This is a genomic window from Blastococcus sp. HT6-4, from assembly GCF_039679125.1.
GTDB lineage: Bacteria > Actinomycetota > Actinomycetes > Mycobacteriales > Geodermatophilaceae > Blastococcus > Blastococcus montanus.
The window spans coordinates 4056680-4079396 of the sequence record NZ_CP155551.1; the positions used below are offsets into that span (position 1 = coordinate 4056680).

General features: G+C 74.7%; 23 protein-coding genes and 1 riboswitch. Of the genes, 11 read left to right on the forward strand and 12 right to left on the reverse strand.

The window, feature by feature from the left end; translation table 11 throughout:
- Positions 1-62: 62 nt before the first annotated feature.
- Positions 63-1388 carry a serine hydrolase domain-containing protein gene (locus ABDB74_RS19455; protein ID WP_346620477.1) on the reverse strand — a complete coding sequence of 442 codons (1326 nt, stop codon included), beginning with the start codon at positions 1386-1388 and terminating at the stop codon, positions 63-65.
- Positions 1389-1423: 35 nt separating this feature from the next.
- Positions 1424-1747, reverse strand: coding sequence for a DUF3817 domain-containing protein (locus ABDB74_RS19460; RefSeq protein WP_346620478.1), 324 nt, complete (start codon positions 1745-1747; stop codon positions 1424-1426).
- Positions 1748-1860: 113 nt separating this feature from the next.
- Between ABDB74_RS19460 and ABDB74_RS19465 the strand changes: the two genes are divergently transcribed.
- Positions 1861-2418, forward strand: a complete 558-nt coding sequence (locus ABDB74_RS19465) for a hypothetical protein (protein ID WP_346620479.1) — start codon at positions 1861-1863, stop codon at positions 2416-2418.
- A 21-nt stretch (positions 2419-2439) separates the two neighbouring features.
- Here the strand turns inward: ABDB74_RS19465 and ABDB74_RS19470 are convergent, their stop codons facing one another.
- The gene (locus ABDB74_RS19470) at positions 2440-3555 is read right to left on the reverse strand and encodes a C40 family peptidase (RefSeq protein WP_346620480.1); all 1116 of its coding nucleotides are present in this window, start codon (positions 3553-3555) and stop codon (positions 2440-2442) included.
- Positions 3556-3572: 17 nt separating this feature from the next.
- Positions 3573-3731: riboswitch (cyclic di-AMP (ydaO/yuaA leader) on the reverse strand.
- Between the two features lie 194 nt (positions 3732-3925).
- Between ABDB74_RS19470 and ABDB74_RS19475 the strand changes: the two genes are divergently transcribed.
- Positions 3926-4879, forward strand: coding sequence for a YhjD/YihY/BrkB family envelope integrity protein (locus tag ABDB74_RS19475; RefSeq protein ID WP_346620482.1), 954 nt, complete (start codon positions 3926-3928; stop codon positions 4877-4879).
- On the opposite strand, the gene ABDB74_RS19480 is transcribed toward ABDB74_RS19475, so the two are convergent.
- Entirely contained in the window at positions 4829-7231 is a 2403-nt protein-coding gene (locus ABDB74_RS19480; protein ID WP_346620484.1) for a transglycosylase domain-containing protein, read from the reverse strand. The genes ABDB74_RS19475 and ABDB74_RS19480 overlap by 51 nt on opposite strands.
- 205 nt (positions 7232-7436) lie before the next feature.
- On the opposite strand from ABDB74_RS19480, the gene ABDB74_RS19485 reads away from it, so the two are divergent.
- Positions 7437-8447, forward strand: a complete 1011-nt coding sequence (locus tag ABDB74_RS19485; protein ID WP_346620485.1) for a zinc-binding dehydrogenase — start codon at positions 7437-7439, stop codon at positions 8445-8447.
- A gap of 73 nt (positions 8448-8520) precedes the next feature.
- On the opposite strand, the gene ABDB74_RS19490 is transcribed toward ABDB74_RS19485, so the two are convergent.
- The 3 genes from ABDB74_RS19490 to ABDB74_RS19500 all read right to left on the reverse strand — a co-directional run bounded on the left by ABDB74_RS19490 (position 8521) and on the right by ABDB74_RS19500 (position 12385).
- Positions 8521-9186, reverse strand: a complete 666-nt coding sequence (locus ABDB74_RS19490) for an acVLRF1 family peptidyl-tRNA hydrolase (RefSeq protein ID WP_346620487.1) — start codon at positions 9184-9186, stop codon at positions 8521-8523.
- A 7-nt stretch (positions 9187-9193) separates the two neighbouring features.
- The gene (locus tag ABDB74_RS19495; protein WP_346620489.1) at positions 9194-10408 is read right to left on the reverse strand and encodes an MFS transporter; all 1215 of its coding nucleotides are present in this window, start codon (positions 10406-10408) and stop codon (positions 9194-9196) included.
- Between the two features lie 162 nt (positions 10409-10570).
- Complete coding sequence (locus tag ABDB74_RS19500; RefSeq protein ID WP_346620491.1) at positions 10571-12385, reverse strand: phosphoenolpyruvate carboxykinase (GTP); 1815 nt, start codon at positions 12383-12385, stop codon at positions 10571-10573.
- Positions 12386-12604: 219 nt separating this feature from the next.
- Here ABDB74_RS19500 and ABDB74_RS19505 point away from each other — a divergent pair, with 219 nt between their 5' ends.
- Positions 12605-13762 (forward strand): NADH:flavin oxidoreductase/NADH oxidase, encoded by a 1158-nt coding sequence (locus tag ABDB74_RS19505; protein ID WP_346620492.1) that lies wholly within the window; start codon positions 12605-12607, stop codon positions 13760-13762.
- A gap of 78 nt (positions 13763-13840) precedes the next feature.
- Here ABDB74_RS19505 and ABDB74_RS19510 read toward each other — a convergent pair whose 3' ends face one another.
- Both ABDB74_RS19510 and ABDB74_RS19515 read right to left on the reverse strand, forming a co-directional pair.
- Positions 13841-14347 carry an SRPBCC family protein gene (locus ABDB74_RS19510; protein ID WP_346620494.1) on the reverse strand — a complete coding sequence of 169 codons (507 nt, stop codon included), beginning with the start codon at positions 14345-14347 and terminating at the stop codon, positions 13841-13843.
- Positions 14344-14682, reverse strand: coding sequence for a metalloregulator ArsR/SmtB family transcription factor (locus tag ABDB74_RS19515; protein WP_346620495.1), 339 nt, complete (start codon positions 14680-14682; stop codon positions 14344-14346). Before ABDB74_RS19515 ends, ABDB74_RS19510 begins: the two co-directional genes overlap by 4 nt.
- Positions 14683-14746: 64 nt before the next feature.
- Here ABDB74_RS19515 and ABDB74_RS19520 point away from each other — a divergent pair, with 64 nt between their 5' ends.
- The 3 genes from ABDB74_RS19520 (at position 14747) to ABDB74_RS19530 (ending at position 16296) form a co-directional block, all read left to right on the forward strand.
- On the forward strand, positions 14747-14965 hold the full coding sequence (locus ABDB74_RS19520; RefSeq protein ID WP_346620496.1) for a hypothetical protein: 219 nt from the start codon (positions 14747-14749) through the stop codon (positions 14963-14965).
- A gap of 94 nt (positions 14966-15059) precedes the next feature.
- Positions 15060-15302 carry an acyl carrier protein gene (locus tag ABDB74_RS19525; protein WP_346620498.1) on the forward strand — a complete coding sequence of 81 codons (243 nt, stop codon included), beginning with the start codon at positions 15060-15062 and terminating at the stop codon, positions 15300-15302.
- 31 nt (positions 15303-15333) lie between these two features.
- Positions 15334-16296 carry a nitronate monooxygenase gene (locus ABDB74_RS19530; protein WP_346620500.1) on the forward strand — a complete coding sequence of 321 codons (963 nt, stop codon included), beginning with the start codon at positions 15334-15336 and terminating at the stop codon, positions 16294-16296.
- On the opposite strand, the gene ABDB74_RS19535 is transcribed toward ABDB74_RS19530, so the two are convergent.
- Together ABDB74_RS19535 and ABDB74_RS19540 are read right to left on the reverse strand one after the other, a co-directional pair.
- Complete coding sequence (locus ABDB74_RS19535) at positions 16293-16985, reverse strand: DsbA family oxidoreductase (RefSeq protein ID WP_346620502.1); 693 nt, start codon at positions 16983-16985, stop codon at positions 16293-16295. The two genes, ABDB74_RS19530 and ABDB74_RS19535, sit on opposite strands and share 4 nt — an antisense overlap.
- A 44-nt stretch (positions 16986-17029) precedes the next feature.
- Positions 17030-17422 carry an FKBP-type peptidyl-prolyl cis-trans isomerase gene (locus ABDB74_RS19540; protein ID WP_346620504.1) on the reverse strand — a complete coding sequence of 131 codons (393 nt, stop codon included), beginning with the start codon at positions 17420-17422 and terminating at the stop codon, positions 17030-17032.
- Positions 17423-17526: 104 nt separating this feature from the next.
- On the opposite strand from ABDB74_RS19540, the gene ABDB74_RS19545 reads away from it, so the two are divergent.
- From ABDB74_RS19545 to ABDB74_RS19560, 4 genes are all read left to right on the forward strand, one after another.
- Positions 17527-17907, forward strand: coding sequence for a VOC family protein (locus ABDB74_RS19545; RefSeq protein ID WP_346620505.1), 381 nt, complete (start codon positions 17527-17529; stop codon positions 17905-17907).
- 37 nt (positions 17908-17944) lie between these two features.
- The gene (locus tag ABDB74_RS19550) at positions 17945-19654 is read left to right on the forward strand and encodes an alpha-glucosidase (RefSeq protein WP_346620507.1); all 1710 of its coding nucleotides are present in this window, start codon (positions 17945-17947) and stop codon (positions 19652-19654) included.
- 100 nt (positions 19655-19754) lie between these two features.
- The gene (locus ABDB74_RS19555) at positions 19755-20867 is read left to right on the forward strand and encodes a hypothetical protein (RefSeq protein WP_346620509.1); all 1113 of its coding nucleotides are present in this window, start codon (positions 19755-19757) and stop codon (positions 20865-20867) included.
- Between the two features lie 34 nt (positions 20868-20901).
- Entirely contained in the window at positions 20902-21912 is a 1011-nt protein-coding gene (locus ABDB74_RS19560) for a MerR family transcriptional regulator (RefSeq protein WP_346620511.1), read from the forward strand.
- Here the strand turns inward: ABDB74_RS19560 and ABDB74_RS19565 are convergent.
- On the reverse strand, positions 21899-22696 hold the full coding sequence (locus tag ABDB74_RS19565) for an alpha/beta fold hydrolase (protein WP_346620513.1): 798 nt from the start codon (positions 22694-22696) through the stop codon (positions 21899-21901). The genes ABDB74_RS19560 and ABDB74_RS19565 overlap by 14 nt on opposite strands.
- Positions 22697-22717 lie beyond the last annotated feature (21 nt).

The window sequence follows — 22717 nt, forward strand, 5'->3', positions numbered from 1 at the left end:
GTTGCAACGACCCCCTGAGCCCGGGTGAGCTGATCGTGGCGCGGGGTGAGCCGGACGGTCCTTCAGCAGCGCCAGCCGCGCTCGTCCACGCCGCCGGGCACGGGAGCCGCGGGGTCGTAGGGCCTGCGGGTGAAGACGAAGGTGTCCAGGTCCAGGTGGTCGGCGGCGATGCGCAGCGTCTCGCCGGCGAAGTAGCCGTCCAGGCCCACCCACCTGCCGTCGGCGCCGCGGGCGAACCGGCTCGCCCGCCCCGGCCGGCCGGGCAGCGGGCCGAGGTGCAGCAGCCCGCCGCCCACCGCCCGGAGCGCGTACGGCGCCGGCCCCCAGAACCAGACGCCGAGGCTCTCCAGCGGCACCGGTGACGGCGAGGGCGCCCACGGCTCGACGATCCGCGGCTCGGCGGCCCGCAGGTCGGCCAGCAGCCCGAAGACCAGCGGGTCCAGGCCGCTGGTGGTGTTGGCCAGCGAGACCGCGCCGGCCTGCTCGTCCCGGTCGACGAAGACCCCGGCGAGGAAACCCGGCATCGACCCGCCGTGCCCGACGAGCGTCCGGCCGTCCACCCGCACCACCTGCAGGCCCAGGCCGTACCCCGACCAGCCCGGCGCCGACGAGTCCACCCCGGCGGGCACGGTCATCTCCTCGAGCGTGGCCGGGTCGAGGACGTCGGCGGTGTCGCCGAGCAGGAAGGCCGCGAACCGCCCGAGATCTGCCAGCGTGGCCCACAGCTGACCGGCGGCGGCCATCACGCCGGCGTGGTGCTCGGGCTCGGGGAGCACGACGTCGGCCCACGGGTGCACCGCGCGGCCCTCGGCGGCGGGGGCCACCGGTCGCGGCGTCGTCCGGTCCATGCCGAGCGGCGCGAGCACCTCCGCCCGCACCGCGTCGTCCCAGGAGGTGCCCCGCAGGCGGGCCACCAGCTCCCCGAGCAGGCCGAAGCCGAGATTGGAGTAGTGGAACCGGCGGGCGGCGCCGAGGACGACATCGGTGTCCCCCAGCCCCAGCTCGTCGAGCGAGCCGCCCGGGGTCCGCTCCCACCAGCCGCCTGGGCTCTCGGCCGACGCACCGGCGAGGTGCGACAGCAGCTGCCCGACCGTCCGGTCGCCGAACGGTGTCCCCGGCAGGTGCCGGTCCAGCGGGTCGTCGAGGTGCAGGCGCCCCTCGTCGCGCAGGCGCAGGACCACCACCGCCGTCACGCTCTTGCTGATGGACCCCAGCCGGTACTGGACGTCGGTGTGCGGCCCGGGCACGTCGCCCCGGCCGGTCGACCACACCAGGCCGCCGTCGCGGACCACCCCGGCGACCAGGCCGGGGGCCCGCCCCTCGCGCTGGACGCGAGCGGTCCGCGCCAGCAGGAGGCGGGCGGTGCTGGGGAGGACGGCCTCGGGCATGACGGCGACCGTAGCGAGCCGCCCCGCCCGGCGGGTCAGGCGGTCAGGGCCTCGCGCGTGGGCAGCTCACCGGAGCGGGTGGCCCGCCGTTCGAACCAGACCGTGGCCAGCGGCGGGACCGAGGCGGCCAGCGCGAGCACCGTGGTGCCCCGCGACCAGCCCAGCACGCGGGCGGCGACGAGCGCGACCACGAGGTAGAGCACGAAGATCCCGCCGTGGATCGGGCCGAAGACCTGGACGCCGACCTCTGAGGCCTCGAGCACCCGCTTGACGAACATCCCGGCCAGCAGGCCGATCCAGGACAGCGCCTCGGCGACGGCGACGATGCGGAAGGCGGTGGCGGCGGTGCGGGGGTTCAACGGACGTCCTCCGGTCGGTGGGGGTTCCCGATCCTCAACGCCCCGGGGCGCGACCGGGTCCCCGTCGCGGGTGTGACCTTCGCGGCAGCCGGCGGCGTGGCAGGGTCGGGCACGTGCGCGGACTGGCCCGGCGGGAGTTCTGCCTGGTGCTGCTGCGCCGGATGGCCGACGTCCGTCCCGACCTCACGGCCGCGGCGCTCCCGCGGCTCGGCGCCACCCGGGCCGAGGCGCACGCCGCGCACACCCGCTGGCAGGCGCTGCAGCACTCCCCCCGGGCCCCTCGCGGGCTGGCGCTGCGCGTGGCGGTCCTCGGCCCACCGGAGGAGCTGGAGGACCGGCGCTTCGGCGACCTCGACGTCCAGGTCCGCCGCTGGCCGTTGCCGCTGTGGCCGCACCTGTGGTGGGAGATGCTCACGGGCCCGGGTGGATCGGTGCTGAACGAGCACCTGGTCCGGGCGCCGGGGTCCCGCGTCCCCGCGGCGTCGGCCGGCCGGCTGCTCGTCTGGGAGCACGTGCTCGACGACGTCGTCGGCCTGCCGGGTGCACGCGGGGTCGATCCCCGGGTGGTCACCCGCTGGGAGGTACACCTGCCCGGCGGCGTCCGTGCGGCGTTCGTCTGGGGGCTGCTCCAGCAGGTGACCGGGCCGGGTCGGGCGGCGTTCCCGCCCTGACCCGGCCCCGCAGCTGAGCCGTCAGCTCGCGACGCGGTTGAACTTGGGGGTGGCGCCCATGGAGTCGACGCTCGCCACCTTCACGACGTCACCGGACGTCGGCGCGTGCACCATCTGGCCGTTGCCGATGTAGATGCCGATGTGGCTCACCGGGCTGTAGAAGGACACCAGGTCGCCGGGGCGGGCCTCGGCGCGGGACACCGGCTGGCCGGTGGCCGCCTGGTTGCGGCTGGCGCGCGGAAGGCTGATGCCGGCCGCCCGGTACGCGTAGCTGGTGAGTCCCGAGCAGTCGAAGGAGCCCGGCCCCGACGCGGCCCACACGTACGGCTTGCCGCGCTGGGCCATGGCCGTGTCGACGGCGATCTGCGCGGCCGAACCGTTCGCGACGACCGGCGCCGGCGGCGCGGCGCCGGGCGCGGGGGCGGTCCGCTCGGTACGGCTGGCCCGCTCCGGCGCGGCGCTGCGCTCCTCCGCCACCTCGGCGGCGTGCGCGGTGGCGTGGGCGGCCGCGGCGGCCGCTGCGGCCGCCTGCTGCTCCGCGGCGCTGAGCCGCTCGTACTGGGCCTGGTAGTCGGCGACCTGCCGCTCCAGGTCGGCCTGCTGCGCGGCGACGGCGTCGTAGGCGGCCTGCGCGTCCGCGGCGGTCGTCTCGGCGGCGGCCTGCGCCTGTGCGGCGGCGACGTTGGCCTCCGCGGCGTGGTCGAGGACGCCGTTCTGGTGGCCGGCGATCGCCTGCAGCGTGGCGACGCGGCTGACGAACTCGTCGGCCGACTCGCTGGTCATGAGGGCCTGCAGCGACCCGAGGCTCTCGCCGGTGAACGCGCTGCGCGCGACGCCCCGTACCGCCTCCTGCGCGGCGGCCAGGGCGGCGGTGGCCTGCTCCAGCTGAGCGGCCGCGGCCTCCGCGGCGGCCTGCTGGGCGTCGAGCGCATCGCGCGCCTCGTTGAACTGCTCGGTGATGATCTCGAGCTCGTGGCCGCGCTCGGCGATCAGCTGGGCGGCCTCCGCCGAGGTGCTCGGGTCTCCGGGGTCCGCGGACGCGGGAACCGCGGTCAGCAGGAGCCCGACCGTGCCGGCGAGGGCCAGACCGGCCCGGACGGTGCGGCGGCGGGCGGGCGTGCGCAGGGGGGTCGCCATGGTGCGGCGGCTCTCCGATCTCATCCACGAGCCGCCTACCGGGTTAGCTGACGGGTTCGAGCGGGAGTTCGCCCGGCGCGACGGCACATGGCCGCCCGCGCTACACCCCAGTGCTGCGGTGGGTCCCCGGCCCGCGCACCCACAATTGTGGATGACCGGCTCGACGGCGCCCGGCGGGGTGTCACTCAAGCAGTGACGTGGGGCCCCGGCGGACGGACCCACCGTAGGGCCGTGACCGGACCGTGACAATCCCTGGGCCACATTTCCCGACCTGGACGGCTGCGCGCCTCGTCACGTTGCGCGGCACCGCCGGTCTGCGATCCGTCATCTCCCGGCCGGCGCCCCGCACGCGGCGGCGGGCGTGCGGACGGTGCGCCGGCCCCGTTTCGGCACCCCACGCGAGGACCACTACGGAGGGATGCTCCCGTTCGGCACCCGGCCGTGGCCGCGTGCCCTGCTGACCGGCGTCACCTCCGGCGTACGCACCCGGCTGCGGGGCCGGGACCTGGCGCTGATCGCCGCCGGCCTGACCTTCTACGCCGGGATCGCGGTGGTGCCCCTGCTCGTGCTGGCGTTCGGCCTGACGACCTGGCTCACCTCCGCCGGCCGCGTGCACGACCTGGGGGCCCGGCTGGCCGACCTGCTGCCCGGTGACCTCGGCGCGCCGGCCGCCGTCGCGCGCCTGGTGGACGCCGGCGTGGACCTGGATCCGATCGGGGCGCTGCTGGCCCTGCTCCCGATGTCGCTCTACGGCGAGGGCCTGCGCCGCGCGCTCATGCGGTTCAGTGCCCGGAAGGAGGGGATGACCGGCTGGCGCGGCCGGCTGGCGACCCTTCCCCTCCTCGTCCTCGCGCCGGCGCTGCTGTACCCGCTCCTGCTGGTCGCCTCGCTCATGGCCGACCTCGCCGACCGAGGTGGCGTCGCCGCCACGCTGGGGCAGGTCGCGGTGGGGTTCTACGCGGTCCTCGCGGCCCTCACCGTCCCGCTCGCGTGGGGGTTCCAGGTGGTGGGCGGCGGCCGGGTCCGCTGGCCGGCCCTGGCCGCGGGCGCGCTCTTCACCGCCGCCTGCCTGTCGGGCTTCCTCCAGGGCTTCGTGCTGTTCCTCTCCCTCCCGCTGGACCTCGGTGCACCGTTCGGCGGGCTCGACGTCGTCGGCGGGGTGGTCGCGCTCGGCCTCTGGCTGTTCCTGCTGCACCTCGTCGTGCTGTGCGGCTGGCTGGCGACGGAGTCGCTGGACGACCTGCTCGGCCGGCGGCCCGGGCCCGCCCGGCGGTCAGGAGGGCAGCCGGTCGCGCCAGGACCGGGTCTCGACCACGTCCGGTGAGTCCGGCGGCTCCGTGCCGCCGTCCGGAACTGTGTCCGGTGCCGGCGGTGCCGGCGGGGCCGGCGGCTCGGGAACGGGCGCCGGCGGCGGCTGGGGAACGGGCGGCGGAGGCAGCGGAGGGGGTGGCGGCGGCGGGACGTGGCGCGAGCCGTTGCTGACCAGGATGGCGACCACCTGGCCGCGGACGGCGCGGCCTCCCGCCGGCGGGCTCGTGCCCACCAGCTCCCCCGGCGCCAGGTCGCTGTCCACCCGGATGACCCAGTCGACGAGGCCGGCCCGCCGCAGCGCGTCCTGGCAGTCGAACGGGTCCGAGCAGCTCGGCACCCGGATCGTGTTGCCCCGGACCACGGCCGGGTCGGCCGGCGGGAAGTCGCTGCTGCCGCGGGCCGTGAGGATCGGCGCCATCGCGTCGTGCCAGATGGTGGCGCCCTTGCCGCCGCCGAAGCCGCCGACGTCCTCCTTCTCCGTGGGGTTGAAGACCATGACGCTCGCCGCGATCTCCGGGGTGTAGCCGACGAAGGCGACCGAGACGTTCTCCTGGGTGGTGCCGGTCTTGCCGGCGATCTGGTGGCCGGGGACGTAGGCGCGCCGGCCGGTCTGCCCGGCGTAGCCGGGTTCGACGTCCTTGCGCAGCATCTGGTTGAGGGTGTTCGCGACCCCGGCCGGGATGGCGTCGGAGGTGCACCGGTCCCCGCCGACCAGCGGCTCGCCGTCGTCGTCGAGGACCGGCTCCCCGGAGCGGTCGAGCAGCGCGGTGACCGGGACGACGTCGCACTGCGTCCCGCTCGCGGCCAGCGTCGAGTAGGCACCGGCCAGCCCCAGCGGGCTGGTGGCCTCGGGGCCGAAGGCGAACGAGCCGTTGTTCTGCTCGATCGTCTTCTCGGCCAGCCCGGCGGGGCCGTGCTCGTACAGGCCCATCCGCTCGGCGATGCGCACCGGCTCCTCGATGCTGCCCAGGGCGTCCTCGAGGGCCAGGAAGTAGGTGTTGGACGACTGGTACAGCGCCGTGGTCAGGTCCAGGGTCGCGCGGTAGGTCCCGGAGTTCCGGACGTCGTACGGGCCGCCCTGGTCCCGGTAGACGCGGGAGTGGTACGGGCTCGGGGCGGTGAGGGTGTACTCGGTCGAGTACCCCCGGGCCAGCGCGGCCGCCGCGACGAAGACCTTGTACGTCGACCCGGCACCGCGGCTGGGCGCGGCGTTGAGGTTGACCGACTCCTGGGTCCGGTCGTTCTCGTCGTAGCCGAAGACCCGGTTCACGCTCATCGCCAGCAGGTGCCCGGTGCCCGGCTCGACCGCCGTGAACGTCGCCGCCAGCGAGCTGTCGAGGGGCTCGGTCGCCAGCACCGCGGCGTCACCGGAGCGCTGCAGCTCCGGGTCCAGCGTGGTCTGGATGACGTAGCCGTTGCGGTCCAGGTCCTCCTGGGTGAGGCCGAGCTCCCCGATCAGGTAGCGCTGCACGAAGTCGCAGACGTAGGCGCCGACGGTCGCCTCGGCGCAGCCGCGGGCGGGGGCCGCCCCGGGGGCCAGCCCGAGGGGCTCGGCCGATGCCGTGGCCTGCTGCTCGGGGGTGATGTACCCCTGGTCGGCCATGCGGGCCAGCACCTGGTTGCGACGGATCGTGGCACCCTCGGGGTTGACGAACGGATCGTGGTCGGACGGGTTCTGCACCAGCCCGGCCAGCATCGCCGCCTGCGGCAGGGTGAGGGCCGCCGCATCGACCCCGAAGAACGCCTGGGCCGCGGGCTGGACCCCGTAGGCGTTGCGCCCGAAGTAGACGATGTTGAGGTACCGCGTGAGCAGCTCGTCCTTGGAGTGGGTGGCCTCCAGCGCCAGCGCCAGGCGCGCCTCGCGCAGCTTGCGGGCGACCGTCTTCTCGACGGCGGCGTCCCGCTCGGCCTGCGTCCGGGCGGCCTGCAGCAGGGTCTGCTTGACCAGCTGCTGGGTGAGCGTGGAGCCGCCCTCCTCGATCTCCCCCGCGGCGAGGTTGGTGACCAGCGCACGGACGGTGCCCTGCACGTCGAGGCCGCCGTGGTCGTAGAACCGCGCGTCCTCGATCGCGATGAGGGCCTGCCGCACGACCTCGGCCATCTGGTCGGCCTCGACCGGCGCCCGGTTCTCGGCGTAGAAGTGCGTGATCGGCTCACCGTCGGCCGCGAGCATCACGGTGTTGCGGCGGGGCGGGCCGATGGTCAGCTCCTCCGCGGGCTCGCCGAGCAGCGCCGACGAGCTCTGGGCGCCCAGCGCCGGGCCACCGACCCAGGGCAGGAGCAGCCCGGCCAGCAGGACGCCGGCCAGCAGCACGGCCCCGACCAGGGACAGCAGCGTGCGGCCCGTTCCCCTGCGCGACTGCATGACCTTCCCTCCCGGCTTCGGCGACCAGCTCAGCGGGGATGATCTCGGGTTCCGACCACGGTTCCGGCGAAGGCGCGACCGGGACGGTCCCGGGAGCCCCGCCCGCCCCATCCGCCGCCGGGCGCCACGGCCCGCGGCCCCGGGGGACCGCTCGGGCACGGGCACCGGTGGTGTGCCGCGCGGGCCGGCTCGGTAGGAACGGACCATGACTGACTCGATGCTGGCCGGCCGGCTGAACGTGCGGACCCGCGAGTTCGTGGTGAAGGAGGTGCCGAAGCCGGTGCCGGGGCCGGGTGAGGTGGTGATCGCGGTGGCCGCCGCGGGCATCTGCCTCTCCGACGTGCACCTGATCGAGGGGCAGCTCTCCCCGCTGTTCCTGGCCGGCGACGAGGTGACCCTCGGCCACGAGGTCGCGGGCACCGTGGCCGAGCTGGGCGACGGCGTCACCGGCCGGACGCTGGGCCAGCGGGTGCTGCTGCAGGCCGGCGAGGAGAAGGACGGCTGGGTGCACACCCGCGGGGTGGACTACGACGGCGGCTGGGCGCAGTACGCCCTGGCCACCGCGGACACGGTCGTCCCGATCCCCGACGACCTCCCGTTCGAGCAGGCGTGCATCGTGCCCGACGCGGTGTCGACGCCGTGGGCCTCGATCGTGCGGACCGCCCAGGTGCGCGCCGCCCAGCCGGTCGGCGTGTGGGGCATCGGCGGACTGGGGGCGCACGCGGTGCAGCTGCTGCGCCTGGCCGGGGCCGCCCCGATCGTCGCCGTCGACCCGGTGCCGGCCGCCCGGCAGCGCGCGCTGGACTTCGGCGCCGACCTGGCCCTCGACCCGGCCGAGGACATCGCCGCGCGCGTCCGGGAGCTCACCGGGGGCGCCGGGCTGGCGTACGCGTTCGACTTCGCCGGCGTCGCCCCGGTCCGCGAGCAGGCGGTGCGCTGCCTGGAGCGGGACGGGGCGCTGGTGCTCGTCGGCCTCACCGACCAGCCGCTGTCGATCCGCAACGGCACCCAGTTCAGCTACTTCGGGCAGCGGATCCTCGGCCACTACGGCTCCGAGCCCGGGCACGTGGAGGAGCTGGTCTCCCTCGTCCGGCACCACCGGCTCGACCTCTCCCGGTCGATCTCCGGCACCCTGCCGCTGACCGAGGCCGCCGACGGCGTCGAGCGGCTGGCCCGCAAGGAGGGCGACCCCATCCGCCTGGTCATCACGCCGTGACGCCGTCGTCCTCCGGGCGACACCGCGGCCGGGCGCCGTCGCCCCGCTGACCGGAGCCGGCCGGACGACGACGTCAGGAGCGGTCCTGCGGCTCCACGATGTGCACGTCGACCGCGCGGAACTGCCTCGGCGTCTCCAGCAGGACGGCCTTCGTCGGGTCCCCGACGTCCAGCGCCGGCTCGCGGCGGGCGGCCGCCAGCGGACGGAGCCGGGGATCGGCGAGCACGTCGTCGACCAGCCCGCGGTCACCGCCGGTGAAGAGCCCGGCGAGCTCGCCGGCGTGCGGCAGCAGGACCCGCGCGGCCGTCCCGATCGCGTGCTCGACGACGGCGTCGGTCTGGTTCCCGCGGCGGCGGGCGAACCGCTGCTGCGACCAGCCACCGGCCGCCGTCCGGCCCTGCACCTGCCGGGCGTCGACCTTCGAGACCACGAGCTCCGGGCCGTCGAACACCCCGACGGCCCACCGGCCGCGGCGGACCAGCAGCACCGCGGCGCGGCGCGGCCGGCCGGCGGCGGCCGTGAACTCCCCGATCAGTGGCGGGGCGGGCGCCCAGCCGAACGGCGCCCGCAGCACGACCGTGGTGGTGTCGGCGCAGGTGATCCGCAGCCCGTCGCCGGCCGGGACCACGTCGGTGAAGGCGCCGTGCCGGGACGCGACGCCGTCGAGCCAGCGGCCGAGCCGCTCGGGGGCGACCCCGAGGCGCCGGCCCCCTCCCGCGGCCGGCCGGGGCCGGGTCACGGCCGGCTCAGCCGGCCAGTGCCGGCTCGGCGGCGTGCTCGGCGGGCACGTGCAGCAACCGCTGGAACGCCGCGACGACGACGGCGGCGATCGCGGCCGCCACCGTGGACACCAGGAAGGCGGTGTTGGCCCCGGCGACGTCCACGAGCTTGCCCGCCACCGACGCGCCCACGGCGACGCCGAGGCCCAGTGCCGTGCCGATCCAGGTGAACGCCTCGGTGACCGACGCCCGCGGCACCAGCAGCTCGGCCAGCGTGAAGGAGCTGATCAGCGACGGCGAGACGGCGATCCCGGCCACGATCACGAACGGCACCATGAGCCAGACGTCGCGGACCAGCGTCAGCGGCACGGTGAGCAGGGTGAGGACCGCGAGCGCGACGGCCAGGCGGAGGCGCAGCGGGATGCGCCAGTGGACCATCCCCCAGCCGATGCCGCTGGCCATCGACCCGACCGCGAGGCCGGCGATCAGGACGCCTGACAGCGCCATGTAGCCCTGCTCGTCGGCGAAGGCGACCAGCGCGATCTCGAGGGTCCCGAGGATCGCGCCCACCGCGGCGCCGACGACGAACAGCACCCGCAGGCCGGTGGTGCGGATCGCCGAGGGGCCCTGCCGGCTGGCGTGCCCGTGCGGCTCGGGTTCGGTGCGGCGCTGGGCGGCGAACAGCAGGCTGCCCACGGTGGCGAGGGTGAACGCCGTGACCACGCCCGAGGTGGCGTGCCCGGTGGTGGAGAGGAACGTCACCAGCACCGGGCCGATGATGAACACGAACTCGTCGACGACGGACTCCATCGACAGCGCCGTGTGCAGCCGGTGGCTGCCCCGCAGCAGGTGGGTCCACCGGACGCGGATCATCGACGACACCGGCGGGATGCAGGCTCCGGCCAGCCCGGCCGAGGCGAAGACGATCCACAGCGGCCAGGCCTCGCGGACCGAGAACAGGAAGACGAACCCGGAGGCGACGAAGACCGCCAGCACCGGCAGCAGCACCCGGCGCTGACCGTGGGTGTCGGCCCACCGGCCCAGCAGGGGCCCGGCGATCGCCGTCGTCACCGCCCCCACCGCGGCGACCGCCCCGCCGAGGCCGTAGGAGCCGGTCTCGGAGGCCACCAGGAGCACCGAGCCCAGCCCGACCATCGACAGGGGGAGCCGGCCGACGAACGCCGCCAGCACCATCGGCAGGGCATGCGGCGTCCGGAGGACCTGCAGATAGGGATTGGCCACGAGTGGGGTTGCCTCCGGGGACGGGAAGGGGCGGCAGCCACGCTAACCGACCGGGCGCCGACACGCTGTGAGGGCGGACCGGTCGGGGAACGGCCGAGGCCCGGGACCACGACGGTCCCGGGCCTCGGTCGGCCCCCTTCCCGGATCGGGAAGGGCCCTCGATCAGGCGAGTCGGCTCTTCAGGATCTCGAGCTCGTCCCACATCGTGCTGGGCAGCTTGTCACCGAACTTCTCGAACCACTCGGTGATCTGCGGGATCTCCTCCCGCCACTCCTCCGGCTTGACCGCGAGCGCCTTCTCGACCTGCTCGGGGGCCATGTCGAGCCCGGAGACGTCGAGCGAGTCGGCCGTGGGAACGTGGCCGACCGGCGTCTCGACGGCGGCAGCGGTGCCCTCGAGGCGCTCGACGACCCACTTGAGGACCCGGCTGTTCTCGCCGAAGCCCGGCCACAGGAAGCCGCCGTCCTCGTCGCGCCGGAACCAGTTCACGTAGAAGATCCGGGGCAGCTTGCTGGCGTCGTGCTGCTTGCCGGTGTTCACCCAGTGGCCGAAGTAGTCACCGGCGTTGTAACCGATGAACGGCAGCATGGCGAACGGGTCGCGGCGGACGACGCCGACGGCACCGGTGGCGGCGGCGGTGGTCTCCGAGGAGAGCGTCGCGCCCATGAAGACGCCGTGGTTCCAGTCCCGGGCCTCGCTGATCAGCGGGATGGTGGTCTTGCGGCGGCCGCCGAAGAGGATCGCCGAGATCGGCACGCCCTTCGGGTCGTCGTACTCCGGCGCCAGGATGGGGCACTGGGTGATCGGGGTGCAGAACCGCGAGTTCGGGTGCGACGAGAGCTCGTCGGACTCCGGCGTCCAGTCCCGGCCCTTCCAGTCGGTCAGGTGGGCCGGCGGCTCGTCGGTCATGCCCTCCCACCAGATGTCGCCGTCGTCGGTGAGAGCGACGTTGGTGAAGACCGAGTTGCCCTGGTCGATCGTGCGCATGGCGTTGGGGTTGGTGTCCCAGCCGGTGCCCGGCGCGACGCCGAAGAGGCCGAACTCGGGGTTGAGGGCGTAGAGGCGGCCGTCCTCACCGAAGCGCATCCAGGCGATGTCGTCGCCCAGGGTCTCGACCTTCCAGCCGGGGATGGTCGGCTCGAGCATCGCCAGGTTGGTCTTCCCGCAGGCCGAGGGGAAGGCGGCGGCGATGTAGTAGGTCTTCTGCTGCGGGTTGGTGAGCTTGAGGATGAGCATGTGCTCGGCCAGCCAGCCCTCGTCGCGGGCCATGACCGAGGCGATGCGCAGCGAGTAGCACTTCTTGCCCAGCAGCGCGTTGCCGCCGTACCCGGAGCCGTAGGACCAGATGGCCCGCTCCTCGGGGAAGTGCACGATGTACTTGGTGTCGCTGCAGGGCCACGGGACGTCGGCCTGGCCCTCCTCGAGCGGGGCGCCGAGGGAGTGCATGGCCGGCACGAACGGGCGGTCGGTGCCCATCGCCTCGAGGATGCGGCTGCCGATGCGCGCCATGACCCGCATGGAGACGACGACGTACTCCGAGTCGGTGAGCTCGACGCCGAACATCGGGTTCTCGGCCTCGACCGGGCCCATGCAGAACGGGATGACGTACATCGTCCGGCCGCGCATGCACCCCCGGTACAGCTCGGTCATGACCGACTTCATCTCGTTCGGGTCCATCCAGTTGTTGGTGGGACCCGCGTCGGCCTCGTCGACCGAGCAGATGTAGGTGCGGTCCTCGACGCGCGCGACGTCGCTGGGGTCGGAGGCGCACCAGAACGAGTTGGGCTTCTTCGCCAGCGGCGTGAAGGTGCCGGCGTCGACGAGCTTCCGGGTGAGCCGCTCCCACTCCTCGTCGGTGCCGTCGACCCAGACCACCTGGTCCGGCGTCGTCAGCTCGGCCATCTCCCGGACCCATGCCAGGAGGCGCGCATGCGTGGTGGGGGCGTTGTCGAGACCGGGGGTGGCCACTGAAGTCACGGCGTCTCCATCCTCTGGTGGCCGGGCGACTGTGGCCCCGGCGCTGGTGCTGCCTGCCCGGGTCGGTGCTGGTGCAGCGATCCGGGTCAGGTGAGGTTACCGGCGGCTGGCCCCGGTGTAACCGTGAGAGATGTTACGTCTAGGACGTCTGGTTTACAGGTTTTGGGGGGCCCTGACCGGCCGGGGAAGACCGCGGTCGACGGGAGGGTTGCGCCGCTCGTGAACGTTCCCACCGTGCTGTCGCCCCTGCACCTCCGCGGCGTCACGCTGCCGAACCGGCTCGTCGTCGCCCCCATGTGCCAGTACTCGGTGACCGACGGCCTCGTCGGCGACTACCACCTGGCCCATCTGGGGCGGTTCGCCCTGGGCGGGTTCGGGCTGGTCGTGGTCGAGGCGACCGGGGTCACCCCCGAGGGCCGGATCAGCCACGGCGACGTCGGCCTCTGGTCGGACGAGCACGTCCCCGGCCTGGCCCGGGTGGTGGAGTTCCTGCACACCCACGGATCCGCGGCCGGGATCCAGCTCGCCCACGCCGGGGCGAAGGCCAGCAGCCGGCGCCCGTGGGAGGGCGACGGCCCGGTCACCCCGGAGAACGCGCGCCCGGGCGAGGAGCCCTGGCCCACCGTCTCGGCCGGCCCGGTCCCCGCCGGTCCGGGGTGGCCGACGCCGCACGCGCTGACCGTCGAGGAGCTGACCGAGGTCCGGGAGGCCTTCGTCGCGGCCACGCGCCGCTCGCTGGCCGCCGGTTTCGACGTCGTCGAGGTGCACGCGGCCCACGGCTACCTGCTGCACCAGTTCCTCTCACCGCTCTCCAACCACCGCGAGGACGGCTACGGCGGCTCCCGGGAGGCGCGCATGCGCTTCCCGCTGGAGGTCGTGGCGGCCGTGCGCGCCGCCTGGCCGGCGGACCGGCCGCTGTTCGTCCGCGTCTCCGCCGTCGACGGGTCCACCGGCGGCATCACGCTCGAGGACACCGTCGCGTTCGCCCGCGAGCTGAAGGAGCGCGGGGTCGACGTCGTCGACGCCTCCGGCGGGGGCCTCGGCGGCGGCTGGCAGCATCCGATCGGCTACGGCTACCAGGTGCCACACGCGGCTCGGATCCGGGCGGAGGCCGACATCGCCACCATGGCCGTCGGGCTCATCGTCGACGCCCGGCAGGCCGAGGCGATCGTCGCGCAGGGCCACGCCGACCTGGTGGCGGTCGCGCGCGAGGCGCAGGACGACCCGAACTTCGCCGCCCGCGCGGCGCGCGAGCTCACCGGCAGCCACGACGGCTACCCGGTGCAGGCGGGCCCCCGGCTGGCGGCCCGCGACCGGCTCCTGGGGCGGCTGGGACCCTGGACCGGCCCGGACCCGGTCCAGGTGCAGCCCGCCTGACGAGACCGGGGCGACCCGGCGGACGACCGGGCGCACCGGCTCGGGCGGCGCGGTGGTGACGGCCGTGCCGGCCCGGCGTCAGCACCGGCCGTAGGCGGGCCCGACCTCCGCCGAGAAGGTCTCCCACCCGCCGGGCACCGGGCGCCCGCTCACCTCGGCGTCGAGCTTGTCCAGGTACCAGTGCCAGCCCATGGCGAAGTCGGCGACGTCGGCCCCGGCCGGGAAGACCTGGGTGAACCGGAGCTCGGTCCGCCCGTCCTCGGTCCACAGATCGAGGGCGACCGACCAGTCCTCGGTCTCCTGCTGGGTCCACTCGACCACGACCCGGCGCGGCGGATCGCACTCGCGGATCGTCATCGGCTCCCCGATCTGCTGCTCCTCCTGGGTCATCGTGAACGTGCCGGTGCCACCGGGCCGGCGCTCGCCCTCGTACGTGCCGATCCACCGCGCCATGCGGTCCGGCTCGGTGAGCGCCGCCCAGACGTCGTCGATCGGGTCGGGCCAGCTGCGGCGGAACTCCAGCCGCTGCCGGCCGTCGTCCTCGGTGGTGACGGTGCCTCGCCGGGTGTCCAGGTCCTCGGTCATGCCGGTCCTCCAACTCTGCGCGCCCGCCGGCCGCGGGCGATCTCGGTGTCCAGCGCGTCCAGCCGCTGCGCCCACAGGTCGCGGTACGACTCGAGCCACGCGTCGATCTCCTTCAGCGGCCCGGTGTCGAGCGCGTACAGCCGCTGCCGCCCGTCGCTGCGCACCCGGACCAGGCCGGCCTCGCGCAGCACCCGGAGGTGCCGGCTGATCGCCGGGCGGCTGACCGGGAAGCGCTCGGCCAGCTCCCCGGCCGCCAGCTCGCCGCCCGCGAGCAGGTCGAGCAGGGCCCGCCGGGTCGGGTCGCCGAGCGCCTGCATCGCCTCCACGCGGAACACGTAACACCTCGGTTACGCGTTCTGCCAGGGGTTGGTGCGTGGCGCCCCGGGAAAGGAGGACGCCATGACCGTCACCGATCCGGACGTGCCCGACCCGCTCAACGACCCCCGCACCCTGCAGGCGGACCCCGGCGCGCTGGGTGAGGGCGAGGACCTCGCCTCGGCCGCCGACGACCCCGTCGCCGCCGGCGAGGACGAGCTCGCCTCGAGCGCGACGCCCGAGGACGAGGCCGGCGGCGGCGACGTCACCGGCGGCGCGTTCTCCGACCGCCCGTCGACCTGACCTGCGGTCGCCCGTGTCGAAGCGGTCCGTTTCGATCCGGGGCGCCGCGGGGCACTGACCCGGATGTCCGAACCCGCACGACCGAGGAGGACCGATGGCAACCGGTGAAACCGGCTTCGAGGACGTCTTCTACGACCTCGTCTCCGTCCAGTACCACTCGCTCAAGGCCGGGCACGACTACGGCCAGTACGTCCGGGACGCCGAGAACGCGGGCCTGGACGACGTCGCGGCGTTCTTCCGCGAGGTGATGGAGCAGGACTCCCAGCGCGCGCGTCGCTGCCACGAGTTCCTGGGCCGGCTCCAGGGCACCGAGCAGGGCGGCCCGGCGACCCAGTGACGCCGCGGCGGGTCGGCGGGACGATGGGCGCGTGCTCACCACCCCGCTGACCCGCCGGTTCGGCCTGTCCGCCCCCGTCGTCGGCGCGCCGATGGCCGGCGTGGCCGGGGGGGCGCTCGCGCGGGCGGTGTCCCTCGGCGGCGGCCTCGGCATGATCGGCGTCGGCAGCACGACGCCGGCGTCCTTCGTCGTCGAGCAATGCGCGATCCCCCGCGCCGAGGCCCTGCCGTTCGGCGTCGGGCTGATGGCCTGGGCGCTTCCCGACCGGCCCGACCTGCTCGAGGCCACCATCGACGCGACACCCGACCTGGTCTCGATCTCGTTCGGCGACCCGGCGCCCTGGGTGCCGCGGCTGCACGACGCCGGGATCGCCGTCGCGGCGCAGGTCAACACCGTGGCCGACGTGCACCGCGCGCTGGCCGCCGGGGTCGACGTCGTCGTCGCACAGGGCAGCGAGGCCGGCGGGCACACCGGGCACCGGGCCACCCTCCCGCTGCTGCAGGAGGTGCTCGCGCTCACCGACCGCCCGGTGCTGGCCGCCGGCGGGATCGCCACCGGCGCGGGCGTCGCCGCCGTCCTCGCTGCCGGTGCGGCGGGCGCCTGGATCGGCACGCCGCTGCTGTCCTGCCCGGAGGGGCTCAACTCCCCCGCCGCCCGCGCGCGGGTGCGGGCCGCGGCCGGGGAGGACACGGTGCTCACCCGGTCGTTCGACGTCGCGCAGCGCCTGCCCTGGCCCGAGCGCTGGCCGGGCCGCGCGCTGGAGAACGAGTTCTCCCGAACGTGGCACGGCCGCGAGGCGGAGCTCGCCCGGGACGACGCCGCCGCGCAGCGGGTGGCCGACGCCCGGCAGACCGACGACCTGGAGCAGGCGCCGCTCTACGCCGGGGAGTCCGTCGGGCTGGTGACGGCGGAGCGCCCGGCGGCCGACGTCGTCCGCGACCTCACCGCCGGCGCCGAAGCGGCGCTGCGCCGGGTCGCGGGGCTGCTGGGTTAGACGGCGCAACTGTCGTCGGTGCAGCCGTCGGCGGCGGGGACGGTGACCAGCGGGTTGGCGTCCGCCCAGGCCCGTTCGAGCAGCTGCAGCAGCAGCTCGGCCGGCTGGGCGCCCGCGGCGCCGTACTTGCGGTCGACGACGAAGAACGGCACGCCCGTGGCGCCCAGCGACTGCGCGGTGGCGCTGTCCTGCCGCACCGCGGCGAGGTAGCGCCGGTCGGTCAGCGCCGCGCGCACCTCGGCCTCGTCCAGGCCCACCTGGACGCCGAAGGGGACCAGCGACTCGACGTCGAAGACCGGCCGCCCCTCTTCGAAGTAGGCGTGCAGCAGCAGCTCCTTGAGCTCGTTGCGCCTGCCGTGCTCAGCCGCCAGGTGCAGCAACTCGTGCGCCGGGAGGGTGTTCCCGCTCACGGCGTCGGTCAGGTGGTACTCCAGCCCCTCACCGGCGGCGACCTGCTCGACCTGCGCCATGTTCTGCCGCATCTGCTCGACGCTGGTGCCGTACTTGCGGGCCAGCGCGGGCAGCGTCGGGTGCGTCTCGCCCTCCGGCGCGGTGGGGTCGAGCTGGAACGACCGCCAGACGACCTCGACCTGGTCGCGGTGCGGGAACTTCTCCAGCGCGGCCTCCAGGCGGCGCTTGCCGATGTAGCACCACGGGCACACGACGTCGGACCAGACCTCTACCTGCATGCCCGGCCCAACGTCGTTGCCTCTTCAACCATTCCGTCGAGCGGTCAGCCGCCGGTGAAGGGGCGGACGCCGACGAGGTCGACCACGAAGACCAGCGTCGCGCCGGGCTTGATGACGCCGCCGGCGCCGCGGTCGCCGTAGGCCTTGTGCGGCGGGATGGTCAGCCGGCGGCGCCCGCCGACCTTCATGCCGACGATGCCCTCGTCCCAGCCCTGGATGACCATGCCGACACCCACCCGGAACTCCAGTGGCTCGCCGCGGTCCCAGGAGGCGTCGAACTGCTCGCCGCCCTCGTGGGTGACGCCGACGTAGTGAGTGCTCACCAGGTCGCCGGCCTTGGCCTCGGCACCATCACCGATGACGAGATCCTCGATCACCAGGTCGTCGGGCGCCGGCCCGGTGGGGGGCTCGACCTCGGGTCGGGTCAGCTCGGCCACGGTTCTCCCTCCCGCGCCGGGTCGGTCCCGGCGCCGTCGTCCTCCATCCAAGCAGCGCACCGCGACCGGTGCCGGAGAGCGGTCCTCCTCGCTACGGTCCGGCCATGATCGACCACCTGGGTCTGCAGTGCGCCGACGCCGAGGCGGCGGCGTCCTTCTACCAGCGCGTATTCGCGGCCTGCGCCATCCGCGAGGCCATGCGCATCGACACGCCGCACGGGCCGGTGATCGGACTGTGCGGGCCCGACGGGCAGCCGCAGCTCTGGACCAGCCCGGCCGAGGACACCGGCCACCGCCCGGTGCACCTGGCGCTGTCCGCACCCTCCCGGGAGGCCGTGGACGCGGTCTTCGACGCCGCCCGGGAGGCCGGCGCGGAGGTCCTGCACGAGCCGCGGGAGTGGCCCGAGTACCACCCGGGCTACTACGGCGTCTTCCTGCGCGACCCCGACGGCAACAACGTGGAGGCCGTGCACCACGGGTTCTGACCGTGCGGGGCGCCGCGGCGCGTGCTGGGCTGGGCACATGGCCGCTGACCAGCCCGCGTGGTGGACCCGCGCCGTCGTCTACCAGGTGTACCCGCGCTCGTTCATGGACTCCGACGGCGACGGCATCGGCGACCTCGGCGGCGTGCTGCTGCACCTGGACCACCTGGCCGACCTCGGCATCGACGTCCTGTGGCTCTCGCCGGTCTACCCCTCACCGCAGGCCGACAACGGCTACGACATCAGCGACTACCAGGACATCGACCCGCTGTTCGGGTCGCTGGAGCAGCTCGACGAGCTGATCGCCGCGCTGCACGCCCGCGGGATGAAGCTGCTCATGGATCTGGTGGTCAACCACACCAGCGACCAGCACCCGTGGTTCCTCGAATCCCGCTCGTCGACGGACAACCCGAAGCGCGACTGGTACTGGTGGCGGTCGCCGCGGGAGGGCATGGAGGCCGGCGCCCCGGGTGCGGAGCCGACGAACTGGCAGTCGTTCTTCTCCGGCCCGACCTGGGAGCTGGACGAGGCCAGCGGCGAGTACTACCTGCACCTGTTCGACCGGCGGCAGCCGGACCTGAACTGGGAGAACCCGGAGGTCCGGGAGGCGGTGTACGCGATGATGCGGTGGTGGCTCGACCGCGGGGTCGACGGCTTCCGCATGGACGTCATCAACATGATCAGCAAGGACGTCGGCCCGGCCGGGGAGCTGCACGACGGACCGCCGCTGCCCGGCTCGTCGCTGGGTGACGGCTCGGCCTCCTACCTGAGCGGGCCGCGGATCCACGAGTACCTGGCCGAGATGCACCGCGAGGTGTTCACCGGGCGGTCGGACGCGCTGCTGACCGTCGGCGAGATGCCGGGGGTGACGGTGGACCAGGCGCGGCTGTTCACCGACCCGGCCCGCGGCGAGGTGGACATGGTGTTCCAGTTCGAGCACGTGGGGCTGGACCACGGGACGTCGAAGTGGGACATCCAAACGCTGCGGATGCGCGACCTCAAGGCGTCGTTCGGTCGCTGGCAGGCCGGGCTGGCCGACATCGGCTGGAACTCCCTCTACTGGGACAACCACGACCAGCCACGGGCGGTGTCCCGCTTCGGCGACGACTCCCCCGAGCACCGGCGCGACTCGGCCACCTGCCTGGCCACGCTGCTGCACCTGCACCGCGGGACGCCCTACGTCTACCAGGGCCAGGAGATCGGGATGGCCAACTTCCCGTTCACCGCGCTGGAGGAGTTCCGCGACGTCGAGTCGCTCAACCACCACGTGCAGGCCGTGTCGGCGGGCCACGACCCGACCGAGGTGCTCGCCGCGCTGCGCTGCATGAGCCGGGACAACGCCCGGACGCCGGTGCAGTGGGACGCCTCCCCGAACGCCGGTTTCACCACCGGGACGCCGTGGCTGGCGGTGAACCCGGACCACGTGGAGTGGAACGCCGCCGCGCAGCGGGACGACGAGACCTCCGTGCTGGCCCACTACCGGCGGCTCATCGCGCTGCGGCACGACCTGCCGGTGGTCGCGCTCGGCGACTTCCACATGCTGCTGCCCGACCACGACGACGTGTACGCCTTCACCCGCACGCTGGACGAGGACACGCTGCTCGTCGTCTGCAACCTCTCGCGCACGCCCTACCGGCTGGCCGAGCTGCTGCCCGAGGCGCCGGCGGCCGAGCTGGTGCTGGGCAACCTGTCCGACGACGACCCCGCCGACCTCCGCCCCTGGGAAGCCCGCGTCCTGCGCCTGCCGTGACGCCCACTGCCGGTCGCGGGCTGACCGGCGCGGCGGCGCTCCCCGTGGTGCAATGCCAGACCGGGCACAGCAGCCGCCGGGGACCGTGAACAGGACGACGATGCAGCTCCACACCCCCCGCACCGGGAACGCGGCCGGCGGCCGTCCGCACGGCTGGGGTTCCGTGCGGCGGACCTGGGCCCGCCATCCCCGGCTCGGCCTGGCCGTCCGCGCGGCCGTCGCCGCGGTGGTGGCCTGGTCGCTCGTCCAGCTGGTCCCCGGCCCGGCCGCCGACTATCCCTACTACGCCCCGCTCGGCGCGGTCGTCGCGACGACGGCGTCCACGCTGGCGAGCTCGGTCCGGGCGTCGCTGCAGACGGTGGCCTCGATCGCGCTGGGTGCGGCGGTCGCGCTCGTCGGCGACGCCCTGCTCGACAACCGGCTGCTGACCCTCGCCCTGGTGATCGCCGTCGGGGTGCTGCTCTCCGGCTGGTCCCGACTCGGCAGCTCCAGCACCTGGCTGCCGACGGCCGCCCTCTTCGTCCTGATCCTCGGGCAGGACAACCCCAGCGGCTACGTCGTCGCCTTCGCCGGCCTGACCTTCGGCGGCGCGGTCGTCGGCATCCTGGTGAACGCCGCGTTCCCGCCCCTGCCGCTCGCGCCGGCGGAGGCCGCCCTGACCGAACTGCGCGACACGCTCGCCGGGCAGCTCGACGACGTGGTGGACGGGCTGCGGCAGGAGCACCCGCCGACGCAGGACGAGTGGCGCGGGCGCATGCGGACGATCGACCCGCTGCTCGCCCAGACGCGGGACACGGTCCAGCAGACCGACGAGGCCCGGCGCGGCAACCGCCGGGCCGCCCGGTACCGGGACAGCGCCGAGCGGCTCTACCGGCAGGCCCGCGCGCTCGAGCGCCTCACCCTCCTGGTCGAGGACCTGACCGTGGTGATCGCCGAGACCGAGGTGGCGGAGAACGAGCGGGTCGCGCTCGGACCGGAGCTCCGCCCGGCGGCGGCCCGGGCGCTGGACGCGCTGGCCGACGCGCTGCGCTCGGTCGACGGGGCGGCCGCGGACCCCGAGGTCGTCCACCGGGCCGACGACGCCGTGGACGCATTCACCACCGAGCTCCGCCGCGCCCGGGCGACGACCGACGACGACCTGCTCGAGGCCGCGAACATCGTCGAGAGCGTCCGCCGCTCGCTGACGGCGTTGCGCCCGCCGGAGAAGTCTTGACCCTCGACCGGGTCGAGGCCCCACGGTGACGGGCGTGGAGGGACGCATGCGGGGGATCGGCCGGCTGGCCCGGGAATCCGGCCTGACGGTGAGCGCCCTGCGGTTCTACGACGGCGCCGGTGTGCTCGTACCGGCCCACGTGGACCCGCGGAGCAACTACCGCTGGTACAGCGACGACCAGGTGCTCATCGCCCGGCTGGTGGCCCGGCTCCGGCGGGTGGGCATGCCGCTCGCCGGGATCAGCCGGGTGATCGAGCACCGGGACGACCCCGCCGTCGTCGACGCCGTCCTCCAGGCGCACCTCGCGCGCCTGGAGGAGGGCCTGGCCGACGCCCGCCGTGAGCTCCTCCACGCCCGATCCCTACTGGCCCAGGAGAGCCCGATGACCAGCATCAGCACCACGACCACCGCCCTGCTCGACGCCCTGCGCGCCGTCCGCTTCGCGGTCGGCACCGACCCGGGACTGCCCATGCTCACCGGCGTGCTGCTCGACGTCGCCGACGACGCCGTCCGCGTCGTGGCCTCCGACCGCTATCGGCTGGCGGTCCACACCATCGCCGCCGACGTCACCGGCCCGCAGGGCAGCGCCATCCTCCCGATCTCCCTCGTCGACGAGCTCCTCGGGACGACGACGTCCGGCCCGGCGACGGTGCGGGTGGCGGGGGACGACGTCGCGGTCGAGCTGGCGGGGCGCACCGTGCGCGGTCGGCGTGTGGACGCCGACTTCCCCGACTACCGCCGCATCCTGCGCGGCGCGGGCAGCGCCCAGGTGGAGATCGACGTCGCCCGGTTCCGCGGCGAGCTGGCCGCCGCGCCCACCCGGACGGTGCGGCGCGCGGAGGACGGTGTCGAGCAGATCGCCACGGTGCTCACGTTCGGGACGGTCGAGGTCGGCGTGAACCGGGAGTTCCTGCTCCAGGCCCTCGACGCCGAGGCCGCCGGGCAGCTGGTCCTCGACCTCGACGGGCCGATCGCCCCGCTGGTGCTCCGCGGCGCCGGCCGCGACGGCGACGTCAGCATGCTCATGCCGATCAAGCTCGACTGACGCCGCTGGTGCGTTCGAGGACCAGCCGGACGGTCTCCTCCGGCCGGTCCCACTGCGGGAAGTGCCCCGACCCCTCGAACCAGTACAGCTCGGCGTCCGGGAAGGCCGCGGCGGCCCGGGACGCCTGGCGGGCGAGGGTCACCCGGTCGCGCCGTCCCCAGCCGATCGTCAGCCGCCCGGGCAGCGTGCCGGCCGGCGCACCCTGCTGCTTCGGGCCACGCGCGAGGTCGTCCAGGACCGCGTCGAAGGACGGCGAGTCGACGTAGCCCTCCAGCTCGGTGCGGACGACGTCGGCGTCCAGGGCCCAGGGCCGGGCGGAGAACTGCGCCAGCAGCGCCGTCCGGCCGGCCGGGTTGCCCAGCAGCGCGGGCAGCACCGGGCGGATGCGGCGCAGCAGGCCCACCGACGCGGCGATGCTGGCGCGGAAGACGGCGGCCTCGCGGTCGGTCCAGAAGCCACCGGGGTCGAGGGCGACGCTGTCCCCGCCGATCCCCCGACGGCTGAGCTCCAGCACCATCCGGGCGCCCATCGAGCTGCCGATTAGCGGCGCGTCGGCCAGCCCTTCGGCGCGCAGCCATTCCTGGAGGGCGTCGGTGAGCGCGGTCATCGACGGATCGGGCAGCGGCGGGGTGTCCCCCGCGAAGCCGGGGAGGTCGACGACGACCACGGTGCGCTCGGCCGACAGTGCCGGGAGAACCGTCTCCCACGACCGCCACGAGCCCCCCAGGCCGTGCACGAGGACGAGCGGCGGTCCGGACCCTGCGCGGTGCGCGGCGAGCTGCATCCCACGCATCTACCCGCGCGG

Bases quoted from the DNA above. Each gene is read 5' to 3' on its own strand.
- ABDB74_RS19455 (WP_346620477.1), bottom strand. From the start codon at position 1,388: ATGCCCGAGGCCGTCCTCCCCAGCACCGCCCGCCTCCTGCTGGCGCGG.
- ABDB74_RS19470 (WP_346620480.1), bottom strand. From the start codon at position 3,555: ATGGCGACCCCCCTGCGCACGCCCGCCCGCCGCCGCACCGTCCGGGCC.
- ABDB74_RS19480 (WP_346620484.1), bottom strand. From the start codon at position 7,231: ATGCAGTCGCGCAGGGGAACGGGCCGCACGCTGCTGTCCCTGGTCGGG.
- ABDB74_RS19485 (WP_346620485.1), top strand. From the start codon at position 7,437: ATGACTGACTCGATGCTGGCCGGCCGGCTGAACGTGCGGACCCGCGAG.
- ABDB74_RS19510 (WP_346620494.1), bottom strand. From the start codon at position 14,347: ATGACCGAGGACCTGGACACCCGGCGAGGCACCGTCACCACCGAGGAC.
- ABDB74_RS19520 (WP_346620496.1), top strand. From the start codon at position 14,747: ATGACCGTCACCGATCCGGACGTGCCCGACCCGCTCAACGACCCCCGC.
- ABDB74_RS19525 (WP_346620498.1), top strand. From the start codon at position 15,060: ATGGCAACCGGTGAAACCGGCTTCGAGGACGTCTTCTACGACCTCGTC.
- ABDB74_RS19535 (WP_346620502.1), bottom strand. From the start codon at position 16,985: ATGCAGGTAGAGGTCTGGTCCGACGTCGTGTGCCCGTGGTGCTACATC.
- ABDB74_RS19545 (WP_346620505.1), top strand. From the start codon at position 17,527: ATGATCGACCACCTGGGTCTGCAGTGCGCCGACGCCGAGGCGGCGGCG.
- ABDB74_RS19550 (WP_346620507.1), top strand. From the start codon at position 17,945: ATGGCCGCTGACCAGCCCGCGTGGTGGACCCGCGCCGTCGTCTACCAG.
- ABDB74_RS19555 (WP_346620509.1), top strand. From the start codon at position 19,755: ATGCAGCTCCACACCCCCCGCACCGGGAACGCGGCCGGCGGCCGTCCG.
- ABDB74_RS19565 (WP_346620513.1), bottom strand. From the start codon at position 22,696: ATGCAGCTCGCCGCGCACCGCGCAGGGTCCGGACCGCCGCTCGTCCTC.